This window comes from Pseudomonas thivervalensis (assembly GCF_001269655.1).
Taxonomy (GTDB): Bacteria; Pseudomonadota; Gammaproteobacteria; order Pseudomonadales; family Pseudomonadaceae; genus Aquipseudomonas; species Aquipseudomonas thivervalensis.
This window is the reverse complement of the sequence record NZ_LHVE01000002.1, coordinates 305,732-331,800: the sequence shown is the minus strand read 5'-3', so window position 1 is coordinate 331,800 and position 26,069 is coordinate 305,732. Positions and strand designations below refer to the sequence as shown.

Below are 26,069 nucleotides of genomic sequence, written 5' to 3'. Positions count from 1 at the left end.
CCAGGCCATTACGGGACCGCGCCATGACAATATTTAAATTTTATACCGCTTCCACAATTACAAGGTTCATTTCTTCCTTGATTAAGTAGATTGCGTACGTGAGTGCTAGATGATATCGAAGGACGTAAAGTAGGTGATGAACGAGAGCTACCACTTCCAACATGCAGAAAATCCATGGTTACGAATCTGCACATACGTCCGACGGAAAGAACGCCGTTATCTAATTCGATAATACCGTCACAATCGAAAACGCCTCCCTGTACCCTGAGAATGGCGCCATCATTCTCTATTGTCGTATCTACACCTTCTCGGCATATTATCGACAAACCTTTATAAACCATATCTAAACGCTCTATGACCAATCGATGCGGCGGCTCAGATCGAATCACAAGATCGAAGACGCCTAATTGACTTCGAATTTCTATGCGATTCCCTACTACTTCTATATCCCAATTTGTAACGGCCGCACGCATTTCATTGTCAATAACTTCTAAGGTCAACTCACCACTCTTATCATAGAACCTCGCATTCACCCTAAACGGTTGATTTTCACCTTCAGGTGGTGAGATAGAAAAGACTTCCTCTCCATCCACGCTTATCAACGTCATTGCCGATTTAGCTGTAATAGAGCCTAAAACAACTTCTGGCGTTGTAACCCCAACATCAAACGCGCCCCAAGAGAACTCTTTCTCACGACACTTGGGCGCTTCGGCATGACGCGCAATAGTTTCAGTCGACAATGCTCCCCGCGTTTTACGGTCATGGCACGACCCGCACAACAAAACAATTTTTTCAGGCTCATGTAGGTCAGCATCTACGAACTCCACTCCTAAGTGATCATATTGGTAGAAAGCGGAACCACATATGATGCAACCGAAACCATCACGCTGACGTACTTGCCGCCGTACATCTGCCGGAATGTATCGCCCTAGCCCCTGTTTATTTCTTTTGGCGACCGCCATAACTAAATCCCTCTAGAAGACTGCGTAGAATGGCACAGCCCTACCAAAAATCCACTTGGGATTCGGCACCGTTGACTGACCTTCAAATGAGCACGACGAACGTAATTCGTGCCCGAATGGGTTTCTGATTAGGTCATCGCGTATGTCAGTCTGTGAAATAGGTTAAACCGTCCCGAAGTCTTGAAAGATAAGGGTTACGGGGCGATTGGCATTACTGCGGTAAATTGCTCAACGTCCCTCGTAGACATGTTCCAGAAAACGAAAACCGCCAAGAAAAGACGTTTTCAATGGCGAAACCCTTGTGAGCCGGGACCTCCGTCTTTCGCTTCTCGGTGAAGGACTGCCTCTCCGCGGCGCAACCACACTGCATTTCTTTGCAAACCTTGCACAAAATGAAATTTCCGATCGCCTGCGGTGCTTTAACAGCCAAAAAAGTTATTATCTGCAACGTAGATTACATTCAAACCATCGCCCTTTTTTCGTCTTAGGAGTTTGATGGCGGCTGAATGTACATCACTTGTTTATCTCGACCAACCAACAAACCGACGATGAGAAAAATCACCCCCAGGAAGAAGCCAACAAACCCTAGGAAGCCACTCACCAAGGTGCCGCCAATTGCGGCTCCTGCGGTTTCCGCGCCTGAATGAGCACCGCTAATATTCGTTGCGATATGGCTACCGGTAAAAACAATACCAGCTAACGGAAGCATGAACGCAGCGATTCCTGAGGTAACCAAAAGTCGACGCCATGCCTTGCCAGCAGTGGGAGCGGAGACAGCTATTACTAATGCAATAATCCATATTACGAAGAAAACAATCGCGCCAGTCCCTCCAGCGGCTCTCGGAGATGCCGCTCCGGCGATTGCTACAACTGTCGAAACAAGAATGGCTAATATCAATCCCGCGACCAACCCTGCAAGAATCTTCATCCTGAACTCCCGTTTGCACCGCGCCGTATATGCTCGACTCAGGTATAGCAGCAAAAAGCCACTGCTGCCCTGCGAAAATTTGTCACACCTCGGCTGGCAGAAGAAAATCTCGCACGGATGAAGAATGGGGACCTCTGGCGCCTCGGGCTTGCTGGAGCGCTCAGCCTCCCTCGGGTACAAAAAAGGCCCTGCTGGGCAAGACCTTTTTTCAAATCCAGGCGGCACGTAGTGCTGCAGCCCTACCTCACCTCAACAATATCCAAAGCCCGATTCGCCAACAGCTCACTCACCTCAATTACCTGCAAAATCCCCATCGCAACACGCCGCCGCGATCCATCCAGATCAAACGCCAGATCACTGATCATTGCGTTCGCCGAAGCCAGGTTCTCACTGAGATTCGCAAGCAAACACTCAGAATCCACACTCGGATCAATCCGTAAAATGGAGTCGGTCTTGTCAGACGTTTCGCTCTTAGCCTTGGGTTTCAGGTAAAAATCCAACGCTCGCGTGGCAGCGTCATCGATTTTCTTGTTGCGGGCAGACTGAGCACGGGAGACGTGTTCGTTCGTATCAGGGGGATTCGGAGTATCTTTCGCCATTATCTTGTTTCCTGTAGTTGGAGCCATCACCCGCTCGCGACTAAACGATGGGAGGCAGCTGTGCGCAGGTTAGTCGACCGGGGAAACAAGAAACCGGCGCGTCCGAGGACGCCCTGCGCACAGCCACCATCGAGTGCAGGATAGGAATCCCGACTGGATGACGCCTTGCACAACCTGTTTCACCCTGGGCGACTAAACCCGATCACTGATGAGCAGTGACAGGTACCAAACTACCGACGCAATCCAAGGCGAACAAGCCGGCGGATTCTGGCGTAGTTGTAGGCAAAGGCGCAAGGCGACGTCGGCTGGCGAGTTGCGGTTGCCCAGTGACTGACAGCCCCATCTGACGCTTCAGATTGTTCCGCTCCTCAATAGCCAGCCCTACCTGTTTTGAGGAAAGCGGAACGACCACTTCAAGAATCCTCCTACATCGCGCCCCGCTCTTCCCGCGTTAGCGTCTGTCCTGCATTTCAGCGGACGAGATTCACTACGTGGCGACACGCAAAAAAGACATCCCCCAGGTTCGAAACCCGCCCGGCGGCGACGGGCATCACGTCACTTATCGGGACATGAGCGCCAGCGAACTGGCCGAGCGCGACGCCCTGCAGCAGGCTTATGAAGCCATGCTTGCCCGGCAATCCGCCTACGAACAAGCGCGCTGGGCCACGGTGGATAACAAGCCGTTATCCAGCGTAACCGGGAGCGTGTTCGCCAAGAGCTGCAAGCTCCCCAACGGCATCATCGATTACAGCAACCCCAGCGGCTACGTCCCGGCGGACCTGGTCAAGCAGTACGGTGATCTCATGTGGCTCGGCGGTCGGATCGCCGAGCCATCCGGCACGATCCCCCTCAAGCGGATCGGCGCTGGCACGGTTCCCGTTACCTTGGGCAGGCTCGCGCTGGGTGGTTCGGCAACTTCCGCGGCTACCGCTACCGGCGGCACCGTCGGCGCCGCGCTGCTGACAGGCATTGTCGCCCTGCTCTGGCCGTCCAATCTGGGCGATAGCGCGCTTTACAGCGAAGACCAGCTACGCGACCTCAAGCAGGCCCGCAGCCGCATGCGCTTGAGCGTCGAGCAGCAGGCCGACGGCAGTCTCAAGGGGTATGGCTTCTATACCGGCCAGCATCCCGATTGGGAGATGGTTGATGTTGTTCAGTTCACGCCGCGAGCCGATCAGTTCATTGCCGACCTGGGTGATGGCATCGAACTGATCTGGACGCCGGCTACCAATCCGGCTGACACCCTCGGCATTCCTGCCCTGGAAGCTGCGCCACAGGCACCACCTATTTGGATCTACCCGCCGACGCCGATGGCCGACAGCATCATCGTCGACCCGATCTATCCGCCGGAGTACAAGGATTTCATTCTGGTGTTTCCGGCGGATTCGGGGGTTCGGCCGGTTTATGCTGTGGTCTCTGTCAGGCGAAGCGGTAACCCCGATCATGACTACTACCCTGCCCCCTCTTCACTTCCAGCGTTCCCAGACGCAAAGTCTGCTCCATTAAAAACAGCTGTACGTGGGGGAGGTAAAAAACGCCGACGATGGAAAGATCGCTCAGGAAAGATCTATGAGTGGGACTCGCGGCATGGCGCTGTAGAGATGTACACAAAACAAGGTCAACACCTTGGCGAATTCGATTCGGAAACGGGTGAACAAACAAAACCCGCAGACCCATCAAGGAGGGTAGAAAAATGAAACACGTTATTGAAATTTTCGATGCGACGTCCGAGGAATTGTTACAGAGCGTAGAAATTCCACAGTCGTATTCAGAGCAACTAGCCGAGCTGATGGGATGGACGCAACCTGAAGATCCATATGACGGCTATGATCTTTTGCCGGACCAGGTAGAAACGTTAGAGAAATGGACCCGCTGCACATTAAATGGCGATAACCGCATCATTCAAATCGTTTGCCTTGAATAAAGCCGAGGCAAATCCGCCACTGTTATGGGCGCCCAAACCAGCGCCCCCAACGAGGCTGATAGAACCATGAAGCATAAAATAATGGGCGTAATAGACGGCGACGACCTTGCCTCATACGAAAACTCGCTCTGCATTGGCACTCAGGCTCTAGCAAAAATAATGAACTGGACCAAAGAAGAAAGCTATTTTTATGATTACGCATTGAACACATCTCAAATTGCAGCGCTGGAAAAAGCATGTTCAATAGAGCTACCACGAAATCTGTTGCTTTTTTTAAGCAGCAGCAATTAACTCATTAAAAACCATCAAAACGAGGGACACCATGCGTTACCTCTCAATAACAGGCTTCTATCCAGACGACAAGAAAGACGATTCACTGCAGTTCAAGACCTGCATTAAAAACGCCGAGCAAAACGAAGCGCTCGCCCAGATAACTGAAGCAAAAGCATTCAACGCTGTTGAACCAGGAGAGTTTCAGATAACAGAAGAGCAACTCAAAAAAATAGAAAAAACTCTCGATATAAAACTCCCTGCCGGACTGGAATATTTCATCGGGACTCGCGCCTACTAACCCTCAACAAAAACCAGATCAAAAAGCTGAACGAGCCAAATGGGACTAAAACTAAGACTTGAATGGTATAACAAGCAAACCGAATCCTACGAGGGTGAGGATTATTCCGAAGACTTGGGTGATGACGGCTCTGTCATTGAAGCCCTAGGGATTCCAATCGAAAACAACATAAATAACGGAGGCTTTAATGTCCCACAAGAATGGATAAAAATTCTCCAACCTTATTTTCAGCATTCAATTGATTCGCCCACCTACATCTATCAGGTCTCCTTCGATTATCGAGACAGCTGGTAGCCACGGGGCGAGTGTTCGATAAAAGGGGAATGCAAATTCACGCCACATACCGGGCCCGGCTAAAAAACAGTGCCGCGCCGATACCAATAGCACTGGTTGAGGCGATCCCCAGATCAAAACCGGAGATGAAAGACGGCAGCATAAAAATACTCGCAAATCCCAGGACAACCAGGGCAATGCCTAGCCATTTCCTGAGGCCGTAGGATTTCATATAGAAGAACAACAACAGAAACACTGCGTATGCCAAGGCGTACAGGCCATATTCGTTCATAGTCTTAGCCACCTTGAGCCTTGATGATCATGGAGGATCCAGAGTGTTGCGGACCTATGCCACCACTTACCTGTGCATCGAAGCTCACGATGACATCACCGGCGTGATAGGTCGGCAATTTGCCCAACGTGAACTCGCGGACTGCCCATCCCACAGGGATGACCGCTCCGGGAACGAACTTGCCGGCCGCTGCCGCGAAAACTCCGCTGGTGAGGTTGGCGATACTCGTTCGTTGAGCGTTGAGTAGATCACCCTGTTGCCGGGTCAAGGGTTTTGAAATCCCGACCATCATTTGGCAGGGTAGATCCTTGGCGAGCATTTTGTCGTAAAGCTCCACTACCCGGTTGCTCACTTCGTAGTGGGCGGTTTTCGCTTCGCCAAAGTGCAGTGTTCTGAGGCTACCCCGCTCATCGGCTGACAGGGTGAAGCGCGATACGCTGAAGACAATTCCATGGCTGCCAGAAAACTGACCGTTTTCAAACTTCAATGCTCGCATCCTTATCGAGTCTGGGAAGGCGGGGATTTTGTCTTAGCTGGTGCGCTTTTCGCAAATGGTAAACACGGGGCGCCGCTCAATGGCCCGGATCAGCTACGTGGCTACGAACGAGAGAGGTCTCGTTGCCAAGACCTCTCTGGAGCGGAGGGCAAACGCCTCGCCTACCTCACCTCAACAATATCCAAAGCCCGATTCGCCAACAGCTCACTCACCTCAATCACCTGCAAAATCCCCATCGCAACCCGCCGCCGCGACCCATCCAGGTCAAACGCCAAATCACTGATCATGGCGTTCGCCGAAGCCAGATTCTCACTGAGATTCGCCAGCAAACACTCAGAATCCACACTCGGATCAATCCGAAAAATGGAGTCGGACTTGTCAGACGTTTCGCCCTTAGGCTTGGGTTTCAGGTAAAAATCCAACGCCCGCGCGGCAGCGTCATCGATTTTTTTGTTGCGGGCAGACTGAGCACGGGAGACATGCTCGTTCGTATCAGGAGGATTCGGAGTCTCTTTTACCATCGTCTTGCTTCCTGTCATTGGAGCCATCACCCGCTCGCTGCTAAACGATGGGAGGCAGCTGTACGCAGGTTAGCAGACCGGGGAAACAAGAAACCGGCGCGTCCGGGGACGCCCTGCGCACAGCCACCATCAAGTGCAGGAAGGAGATTCCTGACTGGATGACGCCTTGCACAACCTGTTTCACCACGAGCTGCTAAACCCGATCACTGATGAGCAGTGACAGGTCCCAAACTACCGACGCAACCCCAGGCGCACAAGCCGGCGGATTCTGGCGTAGTTGTAGGCAAAGGCGCAAGGCGCTGTGGCTTGGCGGGCCTTGTCGCTAGTGTCTGTCGGTCTTTACTGACAGGACGTCACTCGACTGGTCCGAGCAGGTGTCCGATGCCGTTCAATTGAGGCTGTCGAAAGACCTGTGGCAAGGCGCTCATGGGAGGGGGCTGCTGCGCAGCCCAGCGGGAGCAAGCTCCCTCGCCACGGGGTTTGGTGTTTACCCAATGAGCAACGTGGTGCTACGCGTCTTCGCCCTTCTCCGCCGATTCGGCGCTGTGCACCACCACCAGCAACTGCGCCTGAACATCACCCACCGAACGCAGGCGATGGGGTTTCTGGGCATTGAAATGCAAGGCGTCACCGCGATTGAGCAGCACGCGCTCGTTCATGAAATCCACTTCCACCTGGCCTTCATGAACGAACAGGAATTCCTCGCCCGTGTGTTCCTTGAACGCATGGTGCGCCGCGAATTCGGTCGGGGGATAGAGGATGAAGGGCAGCAAGGTTCGCTCGGAAACCTGGTGAGCCAACACCGCGTATTCAGAGCTGCCAGGGTTTGCCGCCAGGGATTGGCGGTCTTCACAGCGCACCAGGCTGTAGCTGTCGAGCGAGACGTTTTCCTCGGAGAACAACTCCTCGACTTTCACGTTCAACGCCTTGGACAGCTTGAGCGCCGTGGCGATGGAGGGCGTGCTCAGACCCCGTTCCACCTTGGACAGGTAGCTCTTGGTCATCCCGGTTTTTTCAGCCAGGACGTCCAGCGTCACACCGAGTTTTTTTCTGAGCAATTTCAAGCGAATGGACATAGGTAACCCACATTTCCAGGGAAACGGACAATCTGCGATTGCAAATGACACTTTGTGTCATATAGTCTATTTAGTGTCATTAGCACCTCCATCCCACAGCTTCCATGACGCGGATCAAGAACGGTCAAAGAACGAATCAGGAGAACTGACATGAGCAAGACACTGGCGACGCCCAAGGACCAATTGGTCCAACATGCTGTAGACCAGATGCAGAAATCACTGCCGGATAATACGTGGACTGTGCGACAAAAGCTGGCCCTGACCTGTCGCATCTTGTTCGAGAACGGTCACGACTCAGGCCTCGCCGGGCAGATTACCGCGCGCGGGCTGCAGCCTGGCACTTACTACACTCAGCAACTGGGCCTGGGGTTTGACGAGATCACCGCCGGCAACTTGCTGTTGATCAACGAAGACCTCGAGGTCCTGGAGGGACACGGCATCCCCAACCCGGCCAATCGGTTTCACACCTGGGTCTACCGCGCCCGGCCGGATGTGAATTGCATCATCCACACCCACCCGACCCACATCGCCGCGCTGTCGATGCTGGAAGTGCCGCTGCAGATTTCCCACATGGACCTCTGCCCGTTGTACGAAGACTGCGCGTTCCTGGAAGGCTGGCCGGGCGTGCCCGTGGGCAACGAGGAAGGCGAATTGATCGCCGGCGCCCTGGGTGACAAGCGAGCGATTCTGCTTTCCCACCACGGTCAATTGTCGACCGGCGAGACCGTGGAAGAAGCCTGCAACATCGCCCAATTGATCGAGCGCGCCGCGAAGCTGCAACTGCTCGCCATGGCCGCCGGAGAGGTGAAGCCGATCCTGCCGCACCTGGGCCGCGAAGCGCACGACTGGATCGCCCGTCCCAAGCGTCACGCGGCCGCCTTCAACTATTACGCCCGGCAGAACCTGCGCCAACACGCCGATTGCCTGAACTGAACCCAATAGGAGCGAAGCCATGTCTACCCCGAACATCCACGGCATCATCGGTTACACCATCACGCCCTTCTCCGCAGACGGCCAGGGCTTGGACCTGGACGCCTTGGGCCGATCCATCGACCGCCTGATCGACAGCGGCGTGCATGCCATCGCGCCTTTGGGCAGCACAGGCGAAGGCGCCTACCTGAGCGACGCGGAGTGGGACCAGGTCAGCGAATTCAGCATCGCCCGCGTTGCCGGCCGGGTGCCGACCGTGGTCAGCGTGTCCGACCTGACCACCGCCAAAGCGGTACGCCGCGCGCGTTTTGCCCAAGATCACGGCGCCGATGTGGTGATGGTGCTGCCGGCCTCCTACTGGAAACTGAGCGAGGCGGAAATCCTCAGGCACTACCAGACCATCGGTGCCAGCATCGATGTGCCCATCATGCTGTACAACAACCCGGCCACCAGCGGCATCGACATGTCCGTGGATCTTATCCTGCGGATCTTCAACGCGGTGGATAACGTCACCATGGTCAAGGAAAGCACCGGCGACATCCAGCGCATGCACAAGCTGCAACTGCTGGGCGAAGGCCAAGTGCCGTTCTACAACGGCTGCAATCCGCTGGCGCTGGAAGCCTTCGCGGCGGGCGCCAAGGGCTGGTGCACCGCCGCGCCGAACCTCATCCCGCAACTCAATCTCGACCTGTACGCAGCCGTGATGGCCAACGACCTGGGCAAAGCTCGGGCGCTGTTCTACCGTCAATTGCCGCTGCTGGATTTCATCCTCAAGGGAGGCTTGCCCGCCACCATCAAGGCCGGTTTGCGCACCCTCGGCCTGGAGGTCGGCGACCCGCGCTTGCCGGTCTTCCCGCTCGACGATGCGGGCAATAGGCGATTGCACGTCATGTTGAACGAACTGCTCTGAGCCTTCCGACCCTGGCGACCCGGCGGGTAGCGCCTGAAAACAACTACCTGTTCGGTCGTCTTTGAACGAGAGAAACTTCAATGACCATCAAAGTCTATGACACGCACGTACGCACCCAAGACGGACGATACTTGCACTTCGACGTGCTGATCGACCGCAACGACCAGGAGTTCGCCCAATCCTGCGCCCGGCGCTTCCTGGCCGAACAGGGCATCGAAGACCAGGACATCACCTTGAACGACTGCCGTTTCTGCCACGTCGAGCCGAGCAACCCCGAGGTAGTCGAGGCCATCGCCCGGCAAGGTTTTTTCATCCTGAAACTGCAAGGCTGCGAGGTTTGAAATGCATACCTATAAACCGTTGCACTGCGACCTGCACGACTACCTGGAGATCGCCTGTCTGTGCGGCTACACGCTGGACATCGAGTTGACCGATGGCCAGCGCCTGACAGCCCGGGCGATTACCACGCGGACCTCCAATACGCAGGAAGAATTTCTCGAAGTCGAAACTGCCGATGGCCGCCAAGAGATTCGCCTCGATCGCTTATTCGCGATTACGCCACAGGATAAGCACGCCAGGTTTGGCCGCGTTGTGCTGGCGATGGGTGATCGGACAGACCGCTAGCGTGATGCATAAAGTTGTGGGCAGTTGGGGAACTGACTGGTCAAATAAATCCGTCCCCTTTAACACGTCCCCTTTAACACTAGACGTGAGCGGTTGCCCGATGGATGAAGAGGGGCTGCTGCGCAGCCCAGCGGGAGCAAGCTCCCTCGCCACGGGGTTCAGCGTTTACTCAACTGAGCAACGTAGTAATAAATAGATCTGTCCTCTTTCAGACACGGGGCGGGTTTCGCTCTGTGAGGTTGGGTCCGCTTGAATACTCGTTGACTGACGCACCGCTATCGCGAGCAAGCTCGCTCCCACAACGAGAGCGTTGTGCCTGGATTCATTGGACATCCGGTTATCCCGTGGTGAGGGAGCTTGCTCCCGCTGGGCTGCGCAGCAGCCCCAATCAGCCAGTGGCCGGGTCTGGGTCGTCGGCGGGGCTTGTCGTTCGACATCCAGCACTCAAATGCCTGTTGGCAACCTCACCGGCTTGCTCCAGCGCCAACCGATGCAAGGTGACAGCGGCCAGTTCCAAACCATCACCCCAGCGCACATCAAAGCCCCACTCGCCCGCTTGGGCGGTGCCGAACAAGGACGGATCGACCAAGGGTTTCAACACCGGGAATTGTCGGATATGTGCCTGCAGGTCAACGTCATAGCGCTTGCCGTTGGCAAACTCCACTTGCAACGCACGTTGGCCCGGGACAGGCTTCACGCTGTTGATTCTGGCTTCGCAGGTCATGGGCAACGTCTCAGATTCTGTTCATTCCACACGCGTTGCGGATCGACCTTGTGATTCGTTGCCAAGGCTACACAAAATATCTTTCCACTCCATCCCTTCCCGCAAAGCCCCCATCCGCTCCAGCAAAGTCCCCGCCCGTTCCGCGCCTCGATAATCCCCCGCCTCACACACCCCAAGCGCTACAACCGAGCACCGCGTCCCCCCCATGAACCTACGCACCTTCATTCGCAGCTACTGCCTCAACGCCAGGCTCGCCACGAATGCCCTGACCCGCCTGCACCGAGCGCTGTCATCCCTGGCCGGCTACCTGGCCCAGCAAGGCTTCGATTCCAACCTATGGCCCGCCACCCGTGACGACGCCGCCCTGGACCGTCGCCTCAACACCCTCTGCCCAGAACTAGCCGCCACCGTATTCAGCCACGCCCGCGAAGGCATCATCCTGGTCGACCCCTTCGGCCGGGTCATCGCCGTAAACGAAGCCTTCACCCGTCTCACCGGTTACGGCCAGGAAGAGATCAAGGGCCGCGAGCTGAACGCCCACCGCATGGTCCGCCGCCTCACCGCTTTTTACACGCCAATGAAAAACGCCCTGGATTTCCACGGCCACTGGTCCGGCGAAATCCAAAGCAACCACAAGGACGGTCGTGAAATGACCTCGCGGATCAGCATCAGCGCCGTTCATGACCGTCACGGCAACGTTCAGCATTACGTGGCGCTGCTCGGCGATATGACGCAGATGAAGCAGCGCCTGCAGTTGCTGGAGCGTGACGCCCGGTATGACGCGCTCACGCAGTTGCCCAATCGGTTGTTGTTGGCCGAGCGCATGCGTCAGGCGTTGGGCAAGGCGCGGATTCATCAGCAGAAGGTGGCGATTGCGTTTATTGACCTGGATGGGTTCAAGGCGCTGAACGACAGTTATGGCCATGACTGGGGGGATCGGGTGTTGCAGATTGTCGCGGCGCGGATCAATGCGACGTTGCGTGAGGGCGATACGTTGGCGCGGCTGGGGGGTGATGAGTTTGTCGCGGGGCTGGTGGGGTTGCAGGCGGTGGAGGACAGCGAGCCGTTGCTCAAGCGGATGCTGGCGGCGGCGAATGCGCCGATTTTGATCGGGGCGCAGACGGTGGAGATTGCGGCGAGTATCGGGGTGGCGTTTTTTCCTGAGCATGGGCAGGAGATCGATGGGCTGATCAGTAAGGCGGATCAGGCGATGTATCTGTCGAAGAAGGCCGGTGGTAATCGCTTGGCGTTTTGTCCGACGCGGTTTATTTCGCTCAATAGCGAAGCCTGACGGTGGTGCCGACGGTGCGTTCGCTGCCGGTCATGACGCCGTAGTCGCCGGCGCCGAGCAGTGAGTAGACGGCGGTGATGTAGTTGCGGTCGAAGACGTTGCGCACCCAGCCTTCGACTTCCCAGGCGCGGTCCTGGCTACGCAGGCCCAGGCGCAGGTTGGTGAGGCCGTAGCTGGGTTGATAGCTGCCTTCGCCGCCTTCGAGGGTGCCGTAATAGCCGGTGCGGAAGCTGTAGTCGATGCCGCTGAAGGCCTCCAGGCCGTAGGGCAGCGGGTGGGTGTGGTCGAGGCCGCTGCTGAGATTCCATTCCGGGGCGTTGTAGAGGCGCTCGCCGCTGAGGTCGCAGGTCCATTGGCCCGAGGCTGGCGGGCACGGGGCGTTGGGGAAGCTGCGATAGCGCGCGTCGCTCCAGGCCAGGCCCAGGCGGCCGGTGAGTCGGGGGGTGAGTTGCCAGACGGAATCGAGTTCGATGCCGCGCAGGCGGACTTTGCCGACGTTGATCAGGTTGTCCCGCAGTGGGGGCGCGAACACGGAGGTGGGCGGGCTGTAGGTGAGCGCTTGGTAGTCGTCGACGTCGGTCTGGTAGACGGCGATGTCGAGCAAGGCGCGCTGATCCCAGAAGCGGGTTTTCATGCCGACTTCCAAGGACGTGGCGCGTTCCGGCTCGAAGGTCGGCGCGGTGAACGGGCCGATCACGTCGAAGTTGATGCCGCCGGCCTTGTAGCCCCGCGACCAACTGACGTAGGCCATTACCGCATCGTTGAAGCGGTAGCTGGCGCTGAGCAGGCCGGAGACGTTGTGTTCTTTTATCGAGTCTTCGCGGTAATAAGCACGGCCGAGGGCGATGTCACGCAGCAGTTGCCCACCGGCCTGGAACACCTGGGGTAAGCCGGTCAGCGGGGCGAGGTTGCTGACGTCGCGGGAGATCCAGCCGTCCTTGCGCTCCTGGCTGTAGCGAAGGCCGCCGGTGAGCTCCAACGGATCAATCGGGCGCCAGGAGAGCTGGCCGAAAATGGCGCGGCTGTCGCCGCTCTGCTCGCCGTCGTAGCGTTGCCGCGCACCGTCCAGCAACAGGGCCGGGACCTGGCTCGGATCGGTGATGTTGATGCCCAGTTTCTTCAGCTGTTCCAGTTGATCGCCGACGAACCAGGACGCGGCGTCCTTGCCGTATTCGACGTCGATCTGGCGGTCGAGCTGTTGGCGCAGGTAATACAGGCCGGCGACGTAATCGACGGACGAGCCGGCCGTGCCGGACAGGCGCCATTCCTGGCTGAACTGTCGGTGGTCCAATGCGGCTTCGGATTGCATCACCGAGCGTGCGGTGCTGTCGGCGTCGCGGTCGGCGCGGTAATCCCAGTCGCGGTAGGCGGTGATGCTGGTCAAGCGCATGGCCTCGTCGAGGTCCCAGTTCAATTCCAGTGAAACGCCATTTTGCAGGGTTTGCGGATGTCCCGGCGCGTCGATGCGGGACTCGCGTTTGTAGGGGTCGGGCTCGGCCAGCGGATAGCCGAGGAATTTGGCGCGCTTGCGGGTTTGCTCGCCGTAGTGATTGACCAGCAGCACGTTGCCGGCTTCGTTCTGCTCGGCGTAGTCGGCGATCAGGCGGGCGCTGAAGTCGCTGTTCGGCGTCCACAGCAATTGGCCGCGCAGGCCGTGGCTGTCAGCATCGCCGAGGCGGCTGCCGTCTTGCAGGTTTTCCACGGCGCCATCGGAGGCGCTGTCGAACACATTGAGTCGCCCGGCGAGCACGTCGTCTTGCAACGGCCCGGAAAGCGTCCCGCGGTATTCCCGCCAACCGCGCTCGCCGTAGCTGGCTTCGAGGTTGGCTTCGGGCTGGAACGTCGGTTGTTTGGTGATGATGTTCAGCGCGCCGGCGGTGGTGTTCTTGCCGAACAAGGTGCCTTGCGGCCCGCGCAAGACTTCGATGCGCTCGATGTCCATCAATTCGGTGAAGGCCATGCCCTGGCGCGCCTGGTAGACGCCATCGACGTAGGTGCCGACGCTGCCTTCCAGGCCATCGTTGTAGGCGGTCGCGCCGAAGCCGCGCAGGCCGAAGCCGGCGTAGCGGGCGTCGTGGCCGGACACGATCAGGCCGGGCACGCGTTGTTGGATGTCTTGAAGGCGGTGCAGGCCGGCTTCGTCCAGTTGATCGCCGTAGAGGACGCTGATCGGGATGGGCACGTCTTGCGGGTCTTCCTCGCGGCGGCGGGCGGTGACGGTGGTTTCGTCGAGCGTGAGGGCGGTGGGCGCCGCTTGTTCGGCCTGGACCGACGCCCAGGGCAACGTGCAAAGGCTGCCGAGCAAGAACAGCCGATAACCCAAACCCGACATGCTAGAACTCCCGAGCCATCGCGCGACGCGCCGTGTCCGGGCAGACCAGTGCCTTGACGCAGGCCAGCAGTTCGCGGCTGTCGGCGGGCTTGAGCAAGACCGCGTCGAAGGCCAGGTCCTTTGGATAATCCTCCGGTCTGCGCGGCGGCACTGCGGAATAAAGCACCACCGGTAGATCGCGCCCACTGTCGCGCACGTGGCGCAGCAGTTCCCAGCCGTCCATGCCGGGCATCATCTGGTCGCTGATCAGCAGGTCGATGGATTGTTCGGCGATGCAGGCCAAGGCGTCTTCGCCGTTCGCCGCCATGCTCACGTCGAAACCGTAACCGGCCAGCAGGTCGTAGAGCCATTCACTGTTCTGTTCGACGTCGTCTACCAGCAGGACGTGTTTGCCCTGGCCGTCGAGCGGCGTGACGTTGTTGTCGACGATGCCGTTTTCCAGGTCGTGTTCCTCGGCGTATTTCAGTTGCAGGCGAAAACTGAGGTGGCTGCCCTGCCCCGTGGCTTGGGGTTCGAGGCGGCTGTCCATGCGTTCCAGCAGTTGCGTGACGATGGACAGGCCCAGCCCGCTGCCCTCGAAGCGCTGGGCATTGCGGCCGCGGCGGAACGGTTGCAGGAGTTGTTCGAATTCTTGCGGATCGATGCCAATGCCGGTGTCGACCACGCTGAAGCGCAGTTCCACAGTTTGCGGAGTTGACGCGGCGCCAGCACTCACTTCGAAACGGATCTGGCCGTTGCGGGTGAATTTCGCCGCGTTCGCCAGGAGGTTCATGAGCACCTGTCGAAGGCGTTTGAAGTCGGCTTCTACCAGTGGCGGGAGGTCATCGGCGAAAACAGCTTCGAAGGTATTGCCCTGGCGTGCGGCGAGAAAGCCTGCCTCGTCTGCGACCTCCTTGAGGAAGCCGTACAAATAACCCGGCGCGAGGGTCAGTTGCATCTGCTCCAGCTCGCCACGGGAAAACTCGAGCATCTCGTCGATCAGCTCCAGTTGCTGGCGGGCGTTGCGCTCGATGGTGGCTTGATAGTCGCGGTTGGGGCCGGCGTGCAGCAGGCGCGCGTAGTCGATGATGCGCACCAGCGGCGAGCGCAGGTCATGGCTGATCCGCGCCATCAACGCACTGCGCGCCGCCAGGGATTCGCGCAACTGCGAGGTGCGCAGCGCCACGGTGCTTTCCAGGCGTTCCTGTTCGGCCTGGCGTTGCTGTTCGAGGGTGGACAGGGCGTGCTTCTCGCGGTTGCGGCTGCGGGCGACTTCCATGATCAATGTGCACACCAGCAACACCACGCCCGCCAGGGTGGACGATAGGCTGTATTTACTTTGCGGCGATTGCCAGGGCAATTGTTCTTGCGGGAAGAAAATCCGCATCAGCAATTGCCCAAGCAATAACGTCGGCACCAGCCAGGCCATCCAGTTGTAGGCCAGCCGCGCACGCCAGGCCATGAGCAGCGTAGCGACCAACACGCCGTAGAAACTGAACAAGGAAATCTGGACGATTTGCGCACCCTGGACCGGATCGATCTTCAGCCACCAGAGTCGGCCGAAGACACAGCCCAACAGCGGCACCCAATAGCTCCAGCCAATGATTCTGGGCAGCCGGGAAACCTGCAAGAGCACGCGGAAGTAAGCCAGGAACAGCACGAACGAGAATGCGCTGGCGCAGGTCAGCAACTCGCGCGTCCAGCCCAGCGCGCTGGGCCAGTAGATGAGGTAGCCATTGAGGATGCAGGTCAGCAGGATGTAGCTGAGGACCGCGCCGGCATTCACGCTCAGCAATCGGGAGCGCAGAATCCAACCGACGATGAAGCCGAACGGCACGACCAGCAGGACGATGCCGAGGGTGAGTCCGTCACTCAGGTACGTCTGTTGCTGGCTGCGCAGCAGCGCCGGTTCGGACCACAGTTCCGGTTCCAGCAACATCTGGAAGTTGCTCGCCACGCGGACGAATACGGTGGCGCTCTCCCCCGCCGCCAGCGAGACCGGGAACGCCGGTTGACGCGCCGCCGGCCGGGGCCATTCGGCCAAGGGATAGGCAGCTCCGCCGTGGGCAACACGTCCCGGTTGGTAGACACGGAGGTCTTCCAGGCGCGGTGCGCCGATCACCAACAGGCGCGAACACGCCGCAGTGCTTGCGTTAGTCAGTTGTAATTTCAGCCAGAAGGCGGAGCGGCTGTAGCCTTGGGTCGGCCAGTCTGGGGTGGCGGGGTTGAAACGTTCTTCGGGCAGTTGAGTGACGTCTTCCAGGTTCATGCGGGCCTGGGTGTCTTCGAAAATCTGTATCGCGGGCATCAAGTCGAGGTGATCAGCCCGGCAGATACCCACAGGCGCCGCGTGCAACAGCCCTGTGGATAACAACACTATCGTCAGCATTAAAAGCTGTAGAAGCCGCATCAGGCGCGCCCGGCCGACTCGGTTTCAGCGATACCCAGGGCTTGCTGGCGAAACTGGCTGGGCGTCATGCCGATTCGCTGGCGGAAAGCGGTGGTGAAGTTGCAGGCGTTGCGAAAACCCACCAGTTCGGCGACGTCCTGCACGCTCATGGCGCTTTCGCAGAGCAGATCCTGGCCGCGTCGCAGCCGGGCGTCGCGAATGTAGGCGAACACGGTCATTCCCAGGTGTTCGCGAAAAATCGCGGTGAGGCGTTTTTCATGAGTACCGACTTTTTGCGCGAGCATGCCCAGGGACGGTATGTCGTCCAGCTGGTTTTCTATCAATCGCATCGCCGCGCGCAGCACGATCTCATCGCCTTGCGGCTCAGGGTCGGCCTGGCTTTCATGGACGGCCGGTGGCGCTCGCCAGGTCAATTGCAGGTGAATCTTGATACGTGCCAGGACTTCTTCGGGGGCGCAGGATTTGGGGATGTAGTCCACCGCGCCCACGGTCAGCCCTTCCAGGCGCTCCAACGACGTGTTGGCGGAGGACAGGAACAGGATCGGGACATGCCGGGTGGCCGGTGCCTCGCGCAATAGTCGGCACAGGCTGAAACCGTCCATTTGCGGCATGTGCACATCCAGGACGATGAGGTCCGGGCGCAGGGCCAGTGCCCGTTGATAGCCCTGGTAGGCGTCGCTGGCCAGGGAAATGCGCCAGGGTTGGGTCTTCAACAGAATGAGCGTGGCGCGGATGTCTTCAGGCACATCGTCGATCAGCAGAATATGCGGCAACAGCTCGGACGCCGCCGCTCCCCCCGCCGTCGCTGACTGCCTTTCGTATCGTCCGTCGTCCATTCGCCAGGTCTCTTGTTGTGTTTAGCCAGGTCACTGTCGCGAAATTGCCGGGCGAGGAAACACGTATCGGGCCGGCAACAAGTCGATATAGCGGCAGGTAAGGCGAGAACTGAAGCTATCAAATTTTTAATGGGCGATAAACGGTCATGCCGACCGTGGCGTCCACTGATGCGGGACGATGCTATTCATCGTGGCGAGGGAGCTTGCTCCCTCGCCACAGGTGGGTGGGCATGTGGCGGGGATGGGAACAAGCGGTGGCTGCGCCTGGAAAAACCCAGGCGGGTGACCAATGCGGTTGATGCTGACGACCGTGGCGAGGGAGCTTGCTCCCGCGGGGCTGCGAAGCGGCCCCAAAGCAGCGCACTCAATATGACTGGTACACCGAGTTGCCTGGTTTGGGGGGCTGCTGCGCAGCCCAGCGGGAGCAAGCTCCCTCGCCACGGGTTTGTTGAGTTCCTTGAATGAGCAGCAGTCGGTTAGAACTGGTAACCGATCTGAGCGAGCAACTGCGGGTTCTCCTGACGCGTATCGCTCTGGGCTTCACCGCCGGAGTGACGCCACGCCACCGTTGCATCGAACGAAATCTGGCCGTATTGAGCGCGCAAACCCACACCGCCGCCGGAAATGCTGCGGGTGTTTTGCTCATCGGCCCACTCGTTGTGGTTGATGCGCACCTTGCCGGCATCCCAGAACAGGTAAGGCGTGAGCTTGTCGATCGGGTAGCGAAGTTCGATCTGGGTCAGCATGCCTTCGTCACCCGAGGCTTCGCTTTGAGGATAGGCCCGCACGCCATCGATGCCGCCGAGGCTGAAGTCTTCGGAAGAGTCGAGGTTGTCCTGGCTCCACTGCCCGAGGACACGGGCAAACAGCGTGAAGTTGGCGGGCAGCGCTTGCAGGCGGGCGAGATCGACGTTCACTTTGCTGAATTGGCCCTCGGTCCGGGCGGTCTGGCGGTCGCCCTCGCGCAGGGCCGAGTCCAGCTTCAGGTCACCGTAGGTCAGCGTCGCGCCACCGTAGGTGATGCCGCCGCCGAACAAGGTGTCCCGTACGTCGAATTGCAAGCTGATGGGCAGCGAGTTGCTGCTTTTTTCAAAGCTCAGGCCCAGCACTTCGTACTTATCCTCAAGCTCTTTGTGCTGATACTGCCCGGCCAACATGAGGTTCGCCTGGTTGCTGCGAATGAGCGGATAACTCAAGCCAATGCTGCTGACCTCGGCGGTACCGGTCGCCCCCAGGTCGGCGAATTCCTCGCCCAGGTCGTAAGCGCTCTGGGCATAACCGACGTTGCCACGCAGGCCGGATGTGCCCAATGGCATCGAGTAGCCGAGGCTGCCGAAATACAGCTCCTCATCGGTGGCCATCACGGCGGCGCTGAGCTTGTCGCCGAGCATCATCGGGCTGTTCCAGTCACCTTGGACCGTCAGGCGATTGCGCCCCGAGTAGCGGTTGCCGTGGTTGTCCAGCGTGGCCTTGCCTTCGAAGGCCTTGGTTTTGCTCACTTGGGCATTGAGGTCTCCCGTACCGAGTTCGTCACCCGGGCGGATGACCGGACGAACCGCCACACCCGGCAAGTCGGAGAGCACCAGGATGCTGCGCTCCAGGCGGTCACGCTCGATCACGTCGCCCGGCTTCAGGTCGCCCAGGAAAGGCTGCGCCTGTGCGGCCAGTTTCGCATCGTCGTTGAGGGCGGTGACTTTGCCATAACGCCCTTCGATCACCGCGATGGTCAGCTCGCCGTTGGCCATGCGCTGGGCCGGCAGATAGGCGCGTGCAAATGGGTAGCCCTGCTCGCGGTAGTAAAGCGTGACCTGCCGGGCCACTTCCCGCAGCTCGTCCAGATCAAGGGCCTGACCGATGGCTGGGGCGACGACGCGTTGCAGGCTGGCGTCGTCGATGCGGGTGTTGTCGGTGAACCGGACGGCGTTGAGCTGGACTTTGGCGCCGCCGACTTTTTCCTGGGCCGGTTGTGGTGCTTCTACATCCAGGCGAATGCTTTGCGGCAGTTCCTGTTGGGGAATCGGCAGTTCCTGCAGGATACGGCCGGCATCGGGGATCGGGCGTGTCGGCAGGGTCGCCGCCCAGGCCTGGGTGGTGGATAGCAACGCCAGACCAGCGGCGCAGGACATCAGTTTGTTATGCATTGAATAAGTCTCGAAAAATGCGGGTAGCCTGAGCCCATGGCCACGTCCGGGGGACGCGGCCAAGGGGCTCCTTCAAATGGAAAAAAGGGATGTCAGGGCATCAGGGACGCATGGCCAGACCTGGACCTGGCAAGCGCACACCGCCGCGCACGACAAACACGGTCTGTGGCGGGTAGGCCGCACAGGCCCCTCCGCTGGATACACCGCCATCGGCGCAGACGTTCCCGGCCAGCTCCCGCTCGCTGTCGGCGCTCTCGGCCTGGGCAGCCGCATCGCCGTCGCCATTGCCTGCGCCGTTGGCACGCGTGCCGCCCTGGTCCACCAGCAACAGACCACCGTCCTCGACCCCGGCGCCGGACCAGTCAGCCGGTTTCGGCTGGGCCGGATTGAGCTCTGGAGCATGGGGCGAAGTCACCTGCGCGCCGACGCGTGTTGCATCGGCGACGCTCTGCCGGACAGCTTCATAGTCAATGGACGGCGTCACGGTCAGATTGGCGTTGGCCGGATTGCTCACGATCAGGTAACCGAGGTCAGCCAGCCCGCCGATGTTGATCAGGTGCGAGCCCGGGCCTTGCGTCCCTACCGAGTACAGTGGGTTGCCAAGCATCGGCTTGGTGTCGCCGTTCCACAGACCGTTGGCGTCATAACCGGCTATACCGCCGCCATTGAACGTGGTTTGGCCATCGAACGGCTTGGTCTGGGTGGTCGAACCGTTTGTGGACACCACCAGGACGGGTTGCTCGCGGTACACGGCATGAACGCCCGTGTTGCCCAACGCCCTGCCGAAATTGCTCTGCTGCTCGTCACTGTTGTAGCGGAAATTGCCGCTGCCACTGCCGACCACATCCACCACGCGGGTGCTGCCAGCGAGGCTACCGGTGTAGATCACTGCCCGGCCGCCAACACCGGTGGACACCGTCACGCCCGCGTCGGCCTTCACGTCGCCACCCGCAGCCACGCCCGCCGAAGCGGATTGACCGGCGTTGAGTACGATCGCATCGGAGGCATTGCTGGTGGTGCTGACGTTTTCGGTCAAGGTGATGTTGCCGGTGGTGGTCACCACTTGGACTTTGCCGGTGTTGCCGATGCCGACGATCTGATCCAGTTGGGTGCCGTCCAGTGCGGTCTCGGTCAGCCTGCCGACAGTGACGTCGCTGCGGTTGACGAAGCTGACATCCTTCGCGCGGCTGGCGATGTCGCCGACCCAGTTGCTGGCGTTGCGCAGATCGAAATCACCGCCCTTGAGCGCCAGGCCAGCGGCGGTGATATTTCCCTTGGCGTTTTGGGTGGTCTTGCCATCGACGTTGAGGAACACGTTGCCGCTGGTGGCCAGCCCTTCGTTGATCGCCAGGTTGCCGACGGTGCCAATGCTCACGTTGCCGGTATTGTTCACGCCGGTGGTGGTCTTGACCACGTTGCCGTTGCCATCGGTTTCGCTCAGCGTGCCGACCTTCAGATTGCCGGTGTTGTTGAAGGCGACCTTGCCCGCCTTGCTGGCGATGTCACCCACCACGTTGCCGTTGTTGCGCAACTCGAAGTCGCCGCCGTTGAGGGCCAAGCCGTCAGCCGTGATGTTGCCTTTGGCGTTTTGGGTGGTTTTGCCATCGACGTTGAGGAACACGTTGCCGCTGGTGGCCAGCCCTTCGTTGATCGCCAGGTTGCCATTGGTGCCGATGCTGACGTCGCCCATGTTTTTCACGCCGGTGGTGGTCTTGACCACGTTGCCGTTGCCATCGGTTTCAGTCAGCGTGCCGACCTTCAGATTACCGGTGTTGTTGAACGCAACCTTGCCTGCCTCGCTGGCGATGTCGCCGACCACGTTGCCTTTGTTGCGCAACTCGAAGTCGCCACCGTTGAGGGCCAAACCGTCAGCCGTGATGTTGCCTTTGGCGTTTTGAGTGGTCTTGCCATCGACGTTGAGGAACACGTTGCCGCTGGTGGCCAGGCCTTCATTGATCGCCAGATCACCGTTGGTGCCAATACTCACGTCGCCGGTATTGTTCACGCCGGTAATGGTCGTCTGCGTGCCGTCGGCATGGGTCGCGGTGAGCGAACCCACCTTGAGGTTCCCGTTGTTGTTGAACTGAACCTTGCCCGCCTCGCTGGCGATATCGCCGATCACGTTGCCAGTGTTGCCCAGCGCGTAATTGCCACCCAGCAGCACCAGACCGCTGGCATCGAGCTTGGCCCCGGCGTCGCCGGCCTGGGTGGTGTTGCCCGCCACCTCCAGGGTGATGATGTCGTCGGCACGGGTCTGGCCCTGATTGGCGTCATCCCGTGGACCATTTTCGATGGTGATGCCTTTCGCCAATGTCAGGTCGTGATCGGTTTTCAGGGTGACCGCTTCATCGGAGGTAATCCCCACGGTGCCGTCCACGACGCCCACCGTCAGGTTGCCGTTGCCGGCGAATGCCAGGCTGCCGACATCGGCGGCGATGACACCCACGTCATGGCCCTTGCCCAGGTTGAAATCACCTTCGCCGCGCAGGGCCAATTCGTCTGCGGTAATGGTCGCGCCCGTTGCCTGGGTCGCACCTTTGCCCACGTCGACGCTCAGCGTCAGGCCCTTGCCGGTGGCGCCGTCTTCGTCATTGCCTTCAGGATCCTTGAGCGTTAGATCGCCCAGCAGGTCCAGGACGCCGTTTGCGACCAGGGCCAGATCGTCCTTGAACGTTGCGCCTTCATCGTCGACGGTGATGTTGCGCGTCTTGTCGTTACCGATGGCGACCTTGTCGAAGCCATCCTGGATATTCGCCAGGTCAGCATCAGACAGTACCAACGGATCGTTAGGCCCGGTCACTTCCGGGTCATCGCTGCCGCCCAGGTGAATATCCAGGCCATCGGTCTTCTGTTGCAGGGTGAGACTGCCGCTACCGGCAACGCTCGCGGCGAGATCGATTTCATCGGCGGCCAGGCTGGTATCGCCTTGGGTGAGCAGGGCCTGGCCGACCGTGAGTTTATCAGCGACCAGGTTCAGGTCACCGGTCTGGGTCATACCGGCGACCGGCACGCCTTGCGGGTTGGTCGGGGTCTGGCTGTCGGGAATGGTCACGATGCCGGTGGTCAGGTCGTCGACATCGGCAAAGCTGACCGTGCCGGTGTCACTGGCGATCGTGTTGACGTCGTTGGCCGCGTTGTCGAGGTCATGAACGGCGCCATCTCCCAGCAGCACCAGACCATCGGCGACGATGGCGCCGCCAGCGGTCTGGTCGATCTTGCCGCCATTGCTTTGCAACGCCAGGACCGGGGCCGGTTTGTTGTCGTCGTTACCGGTGCCCGGTGCGTCCGCCACCGTCAACTGGTCATTGATGTGGATGTTGCCGGTACCGGCATCGAGGATAAGGTTGTCGTTGATGCGGGTCGCTTCGATGATGCTGATATCACCGGTCATGTCCGCGCCGCCGATCTTGACCGAGGAGAACCCATCGCCCAAGGCGCTGATGTCGGTGCCGGTCAGTTCCAACGAGCCGGGGGCATCGCCGGTGCTGCCGCCCACGGCAATGTTTTTGCTCGGGGTGTTGGTCTCGAGGGCGATCTTGCCGTTGCCGGTGACGCTGCCGGCGCCGCCGTTGAAGTTGATGTCGTCGGCCTTGATGGCCAGGTTGTTGTCGGTGCTGTTGAGGCTGCCGTTGAAGGTGATGGAACTGCCTTGCAGGCCCTTGCTGCCCGAGGTGTTGGTCTTGATGTTGTCGACGTACAGCGAGCCGCCGACCTGCTTGCCCGCGGTCTGGTCGAAACTGCCCGAGACGAACACGAACTTGTACGTGCCGGCCTTGTCAGCCGTCGCCGTATGGTTTTTCCAATCCACCGCGCCGGTGCCGTTACCCGTTTCGTTCAGGATGATCTGGTATTCGCCAGTGTTGACGTTCAGCAGATAGCCGAAGACATCGTAGGTGTCGCCGCCCGCGACCGGCTTGTAATCGAAACTGACGGCCTCCCCTGCAGCCAGGGAAACCGTGCCCTCGCTGACGACCGAAGGACCACGCATGATGCAGCCGGCGGGAGCGTTCTGGCAGTTGGAGTTGTTCTCGGTACCCAGCAGCAGCGCCGCGCCGCCGTCCTTGCCCTGGCCAGCCGCGGCGACCGGAGTGAGGGGTTTGTAGTCCATGTCGCCTTGGTCGCCAGGCGAGACACTCGGCGTACCGCCGCCCGTTGGCGAGGTGGTCGGCAACGTCGGGTCATCCGGCGAGACCACGCCATCCACCACGGTGACGCCGGTGAAGAACTGGGCGATGGAGGTCTGCCACCCGACCAGGCCGTTTTCGAAGTCGGCGTTCAGGAACTGCGAAGTGCCCAGCTCAACGGCCCCGGTGTAGACCTGCTCGCCGCTGGTGAAGACTTTCGCGCCGTTGATAAAGGTCTTGCCGGCACCGCTGGTGGTCGCGTAAAGCGCGCCCAGCGCGCTGTTACCGCCGACCATGTCGCTGAAGATGATCGAGCCCGAACCGGCGTCGACGCGCAGTTGGCGGTTGTTGGCCACCGCATCGGAATCCACCACGCCGGCAAACACGACGTTGCCACCGTTGCTCTTCAAACTGACGTCGGTGTTCAGGGCGATCTTGCCGTTGAGGATCAAGGCCAGGCTGTTGCCATTGCCTGCGCCACTGGCGTCGATATCACCGTTGAGGAAAATATTGCCGAAGACGTAGCGGCCTGTTCCGCTGTCGTCGTGTCCGGATTGCAAGGTCAGCGTCCGGTCGCCGCTGATGCTCGACGGGGTGTAGTCGCCATTCCAGTGGATGCTGTTGTCGGCCTTGATCGCGACATCGGTGCCGCCGGCCAGGGCGGTGTCGATTGCGTTGAAGCCAACCGTGGCGTCTGTCCCGTTGGCGCCGCCGGTCAACCCGCCGTTACCCGGCCCCACCGTGACGCTGTCCGGATCGAGCAACCACAAGCCGCCCTTGCCGTTTTTAGCCGAAGCGTCGGCGGCTTTGCTCACCGCCAGTTTCGCGCCGCTGGTCTCGATCTTGCCGCCGTCGCCGCCCTTGGCGCCGCCGGTGGCTTTCAGCGTGCCGTCGACGCGGGTCACGCTGCCCGGTTTCTTGACGTCGGACCAGGCCACTACGGTACCGCCCTTGCCGTTGGCGGTCGCCGATGCGTCGAGCACGGCACCTGCGGCGACGGTGGTCTGGCTGGCTTGTTTGATCGCCGGGTCCTTGCCTTGCCAGCTACCGCCCACATAAATCTCGCCACCGCCCTTGGCCCCGGTGGCGTCCAGCTCAGCGCCACCCTTGATCGCCACGCGATCGCCGGTCACGACGATCTTGCCGCCTTTGGCAGTGTCGGAGGATACATCGATGCGCCCGGCGACCTGCACATCGCCGTGGTCGCCCAACAGCGTGACGAGGCCGTTTTCACCGACATCCAGGGAACGGGCTTCGATCAGCCCAGTGTTATTGATGACGGTGCTCGCCAGGGCTTCCGCCGCACGGGCGGTCAGCAGGATTCTGCCGGCATCGGCACGAATGGCCCCGCCGTTTTCGATCAACGCCTGCAACGCGCCTTCTTGCACCTCCAGTTGCACCGGCCCGCCCAAGTCGAGGGTCACGACACGGCCGGCGCCCAGCAGTACATTGCCCTTGTGGGCGGTGATGTTGCCGTCGTTGACGATTTTTGCCGCGATCAGGGCAATGGTGCCGCCTTGTGCCGCGTTGATGTTGCCCTGGTTGACCACCGATGCGGCGCTGTCGCCGCTGAAACGGTAGTTGCCGGCGAGGAAATCTTCTGTGGATAAGTTGAGCGTGGAGGCCACCAGGCCGCCGACATCAACCTGCGCGCCGGGGGTAAACAGTACGCCGTTGGGGTTGACCAGGAAGACTTGGCCGTTGGCTTTCAGTGCGCCCTGGATCACCGACACATCCGAGCCCAGTACGCGGTTCAGAGCGACGGAATTGGCGCCAGGCTGGAAGAATTGAACGGTGTTGCCTTTGCCGATGGAAAAGCTCTGCCAGTCAATGGCGAGCTTGTCGCTGCCCTGATGAATGGCCATGTTGTTGCCATTCTGCTGAACGCTGCCGCTACCCGCCACGATATGGCCGCCGGAAGGCAACCCTGCCGCCGCCGCGACCGAGGCGAAGACACCGCCACCCACGCCGATGACGAGGCTTAGGGATGTGCGGCTTTTGTCTTTGCCATGGCTCTTGACCAACTCGGATGCCACCTGCCACGCGCCCATCACGGCATTCCAGACGACTCGGTAAGCTCTATTCATTTTTGTTCACTCATCCTTAATACGGCGGGTCGCGCCATG

23 protein-coding genes are annotated in these 26,069 nt (G+C 59.7%); 10 read left to right on the top strand and 13 right to left on the bottom strand.

Going from position 1 to position 26,069, the window contains the following annotated elements:
- Positions 1–8: 8 nt before the first annotated feature.
- The 3 genes from AD659_RS30125 to AD659_RS04115 form a co-directional block, all read right to left on the bottom strand.
- Positions 9–962, bottom strand: a complete 954-nt coding sequence (locus AD659_RS30125; RefSeq protein WP_082343510.1) for an SEC-C metal-binding domain-containing protein — start codon at positions 960–962, stop codon at positions 9–11.
- Between the two features lie 484 nt (positions 963–1,446).
- On the bottom strand, positions 1,447–1,890 hold the full coding sequence (locus AD659_RS04120; protein WP_053118773.1) for a hypothetical protein: 444 nt from the start codon (positions 1,888–1,890) through the stop codon (positions 1,447–1,449).
- Between the two features lie 239 nt (positions 1,891–2,129).
- Entirely contained in the window at positions 2,130–2,489 is a 360-nt protein-coding gene (locus AD659_RS04115) for a DUF6124 family protein (RefSeq protein WP_053118608.1), read from the bottom strand.
- A gap of 491 nt (positions 2,490–2,980) precedes the next feature.
- On the opposite strand from AD659_RS04115, the gene AD659_RS04110 reads away from it, so the two are divergent.
- The 5 genes from AD659_RS04110 to AD659_RS04090 all read left to right on the top strand — a co-directional run bounded on the left by AD659_RS04110 (position 2,981) and on the right by AD659_RS04090 (position 5,278).
- Positions 2,981–4,186 (top strand): colicin E3/pyocin S6 family cytotoxin, encoded by a 1,206-nt coding sequence (locus AD659_RS04110; RefSeq protein ID WP_053118606.1) that lies wholly within the window; start codon positions 2,981–2,983, stop codon positions 4,184–4,186.
- Positions 4,183–4,413, top strand: a complete 231-nt coding sequence (locus AD659_RS04105; RefSeq protein ID WP_053118604.1) for a DUF7683 domain-containing protein — start codon at positions 4,183–4,185, stop codon at positions 4,411–4,413. The genes AD659_RS04110 and AD659_RS04105 overlap by 4 nt, the downstream gene beginning before the upstream one ends.
- Before the next feature lie 66 nt (positions 4,414–4,479).
- Positions 4,480–4,704 carry a hypothetical protein gene (locus AD659_RS04100; protein WP_053118770.1) on the top strand — a complete coding sequence of 75 codons (225 nt, stop codon included), beginning with the start codon at positions 4,480–4,482 and terminating at the stop codon, positions 4,702–4,704.
- 31 nt (positions 4,705–4,735) lie between these two features.
- A complete protein-coding gene (locus AD659_RS04095) occupies positions 4,736–4,984 on the top strand; it encodes a pyocin S6 family toxin immunity protein (RefSeq protein WP_053118603.1) in 249 nt (82 codons plus the stop codon).
- A 39-nt stretch (positions 4,985–5,023) separates the two neighbouring features.
- Positions 5,024–5,278 carry a colicin E3-like toxin immunity protein gene (locus AD659_RS04090; RefSeq protein ID WP_053118600.1) on the top strand — a complete coding sequence of 85 codons (255 nt, stop codon included), beginning with the start codon at positions 5,024–5,026 and terminating at the stop codon, positions 5,276–5,278.
- Positions 5,279–5,315: 37 nt separating this feature from the next.
- Here the strand turns inward: AD659_RS04090 and AD659_RS04085 are convergent, their stop codons facing one another.
- The 4 genes from AD659_RS04085 to AD659_RS04070 all read right to left on the bottom strand — a co-directional run bounded on the left by AD659_RS04085 (position 5,316) and on the right by AD659_RS04070 (position 7,642).
- The gene (locus AD659_RS04085; protein WP_053118599.1) at positions 5,316–5,549 is read right to left on the bottom strand and encodes a hypothetical protein; all 234 of its coding nucleotides are present in this window, start codon (positions 5,547–5,549) and stop codon (positions 5,316–5,318) included.
- A gap of 4 nt (positions 5,550–5,553) precedes the next feature.
- Complete coding sequence (locus AD659_RS04080) at positions 5,554–6,036, bottom strand: hypothetical protein (RefSeq protein WP_053118597.1); 483 nt, start codon at positions 6,034–6,036, stop codon at positions 5,554–5,556.
- Positions 6,037–6,206: 170 nt separating this feature from the next.
- Positions 6,207–6,566, bottom strand: a complete 360-nt coding sequence (locus tag AD659_RS04075) for a DUF6124 family protein (RefSeq protein ID WP_053118595.1) — start codon at positions 6,564–6,566, stop codon at positions 6,207–6,209.
- 509 nt (positions 6,567–7,075) lie between these two features.
- The gene (locus tag AD659_RS04070) at positions 7,076–7,642 is read right to left on the bottom strand and encodes a helix-turn-helix domain-containing protein (RefSeq protein ID WP_053118593.1); all 567 of its coding nucleotides are present in this window, start codon (positions 7,640–7,642) and stop codon (positions 7,076–7,078) included.
- Between the two features lie 150 nt (positions 7,643–7,792).
- Here AD659_RS04070 and AD659_RS04065 point away from each other — a divergent pair, with 150 nt between their 5' ends.
- The 4 genes from AD659_RS04065 to AD659_RS04050 all read left to right on the top strand — a co-directional run bounded on the left by AD659_RS04065 (position 7,793) and on the right by AD659_RS04050 (position 10,106).
- A complete protein-coding gene (locus tag AD659_RS04065; RefSeq protein WP_053118591.1) occupies positions 7,793–8,575 on the top strand; it encodes an aldolase in 783 nt (260 codons plus the stop codon).
- Positions 8,576–8,594: 19 nt separating this feature from the next.
- Positions 8,595–9,482, top strand: a complete 888-nt coding sequence (locus tag AD659_RS04060) for a dihydrodipicolinate synthase family protein (protein WP_053118589.1) — start codon at positions 8,595–8,597, stop codon at positions 9,480–9,482.
- 80 nt (positions 9,483–9,562) lie between these two features.
- Positions 9,563–9,823 carry a DUF2024 family protein gene (locus AD659_RS04055; protein ID WP_053118588.1) on the top strand — a complete coding sequence of 87 codons (261 nt, stop codon included), beginning with the start codon at positions 9,563–9,565 and terminating at the stop codon, positions 9,821–9,823.
- 1 nt (position 9,824) lies between these two features.
- On the top strand, positions 9,825–10,106 hold the full coding sequence (locus AD659_RS04050; RefSeq protein ID WP_053118587.1) for a Rho-binding antiterminator: 282 nt from the start codon (positions 9,825–9,827) through the stop codon (positions 10,104–10,106).
- A gap of 388 nt (positions 10,107–10,494) precedes the next feature.
- On the opposite strand, the gene AD659_RS04045 is transcribed toward AD659_RS04050, so the two are convergent.
- Complete coding sequence (locus AD659_RS04045; RefSeq protein ID WP_162277307.1) at positions 10,495–10,803, bottom strand: DUF2442 domain-containing protein; 309 nt, start codon at positions 10,801–10,803, stop codon at positions 10,495–10,497.
- Between the two features lie 232 nt (positions 10,804–11,035).
- Here AD659_RS04045 and AD659_RS04040 point away from each other — a divergent pair, with 232 nt between their 5' ends.
- Positions 11,036–12,121 (top strand): sensor domain-containing diguanylate cyclase, encoded by a 1,086-nt coding sequence (locus AD659_RS04040; RefSeq protein ID WP_053118584.1) that lies wholly within the window; start codon positions 11,036–11,038, stop codon positions 12,119–12,121.
- Here AD659_RS04040 and AD659_RS04035 read toward each other — a convergent pair.
- The 5 genes from AD659_RS04035 to AD659_RS04015 form a co-directional block, all read right to left on the bottom strand.
- Positions 12,105–14,453 carry a TonB-dependent receptor gene (locus AD659_RS04035; RefSeq protein ID WP_053118582.1) on the bottom strand — a complete coding sequence of 783 codons (2,349 nt, stop codon included), beginning with the start codon at positions 14,451–14,453 and terminating at the stop codon, positions 12,105–12,107. The two genes, AD659_RS04040 and AD659_RS04035, sit on opposite strands and share 17 nt — an antisense overlap.
- A gap of 1 nt (position 14,454) precedes the next feature.
- Positions 14,455–16,821 (bottom strand): hybrid sensor histidine kinase/response regulator, encoded by a 2,367-nt coding sequence (locus AD659_RS04030; RefSeq protein ID WP_248842653.1) that lies wholly within the window; start codon positions 16,819–16,821, stop codon positions 14,455–14,457.
- A 20-nt stretch (positions 16,822–16,841) separates the two neighbouring features.
- Positions 16,842–17,678 (bottom strand): response regulator transcription factor, encoded by an 837-nt coding sequence (locus tag AD659_RS04025; RefSeq protein WP_082341865.1) that lies wholly within the window; start codon positions 17,676–17,678, stop codon positions 16,842–16,844.
- A 476-nt stretch (positions 17,679–18,154) separates the two neighbouring features.
- The gene (locus AD659_RS04020) at positions 18,155–19,819 is read right to left on the bottom strand and encodes a ShlB/FhaC/HecB family hemolysin secretion/activation protein (protein ID WP_053118579.1); all 1,665 of its coding nucleotides are present in this window, start codon (positions 19,817–19,819) and stop codon (positions 18,155–18,157) included.
- 100 nt (positions 19,820–19,919) lie between these two features.
- Entirely contained in the window at positions 19,920–26,030 is a 6,111-nt protein-coding gene (locus tag AD659_RS04015) for a two-partner secretion domain-containing protein (protein ID WP_082343515.1), read from the bottom strand.
- Positions 26,031–26,069: the final 39 nt, after the last annotated feature.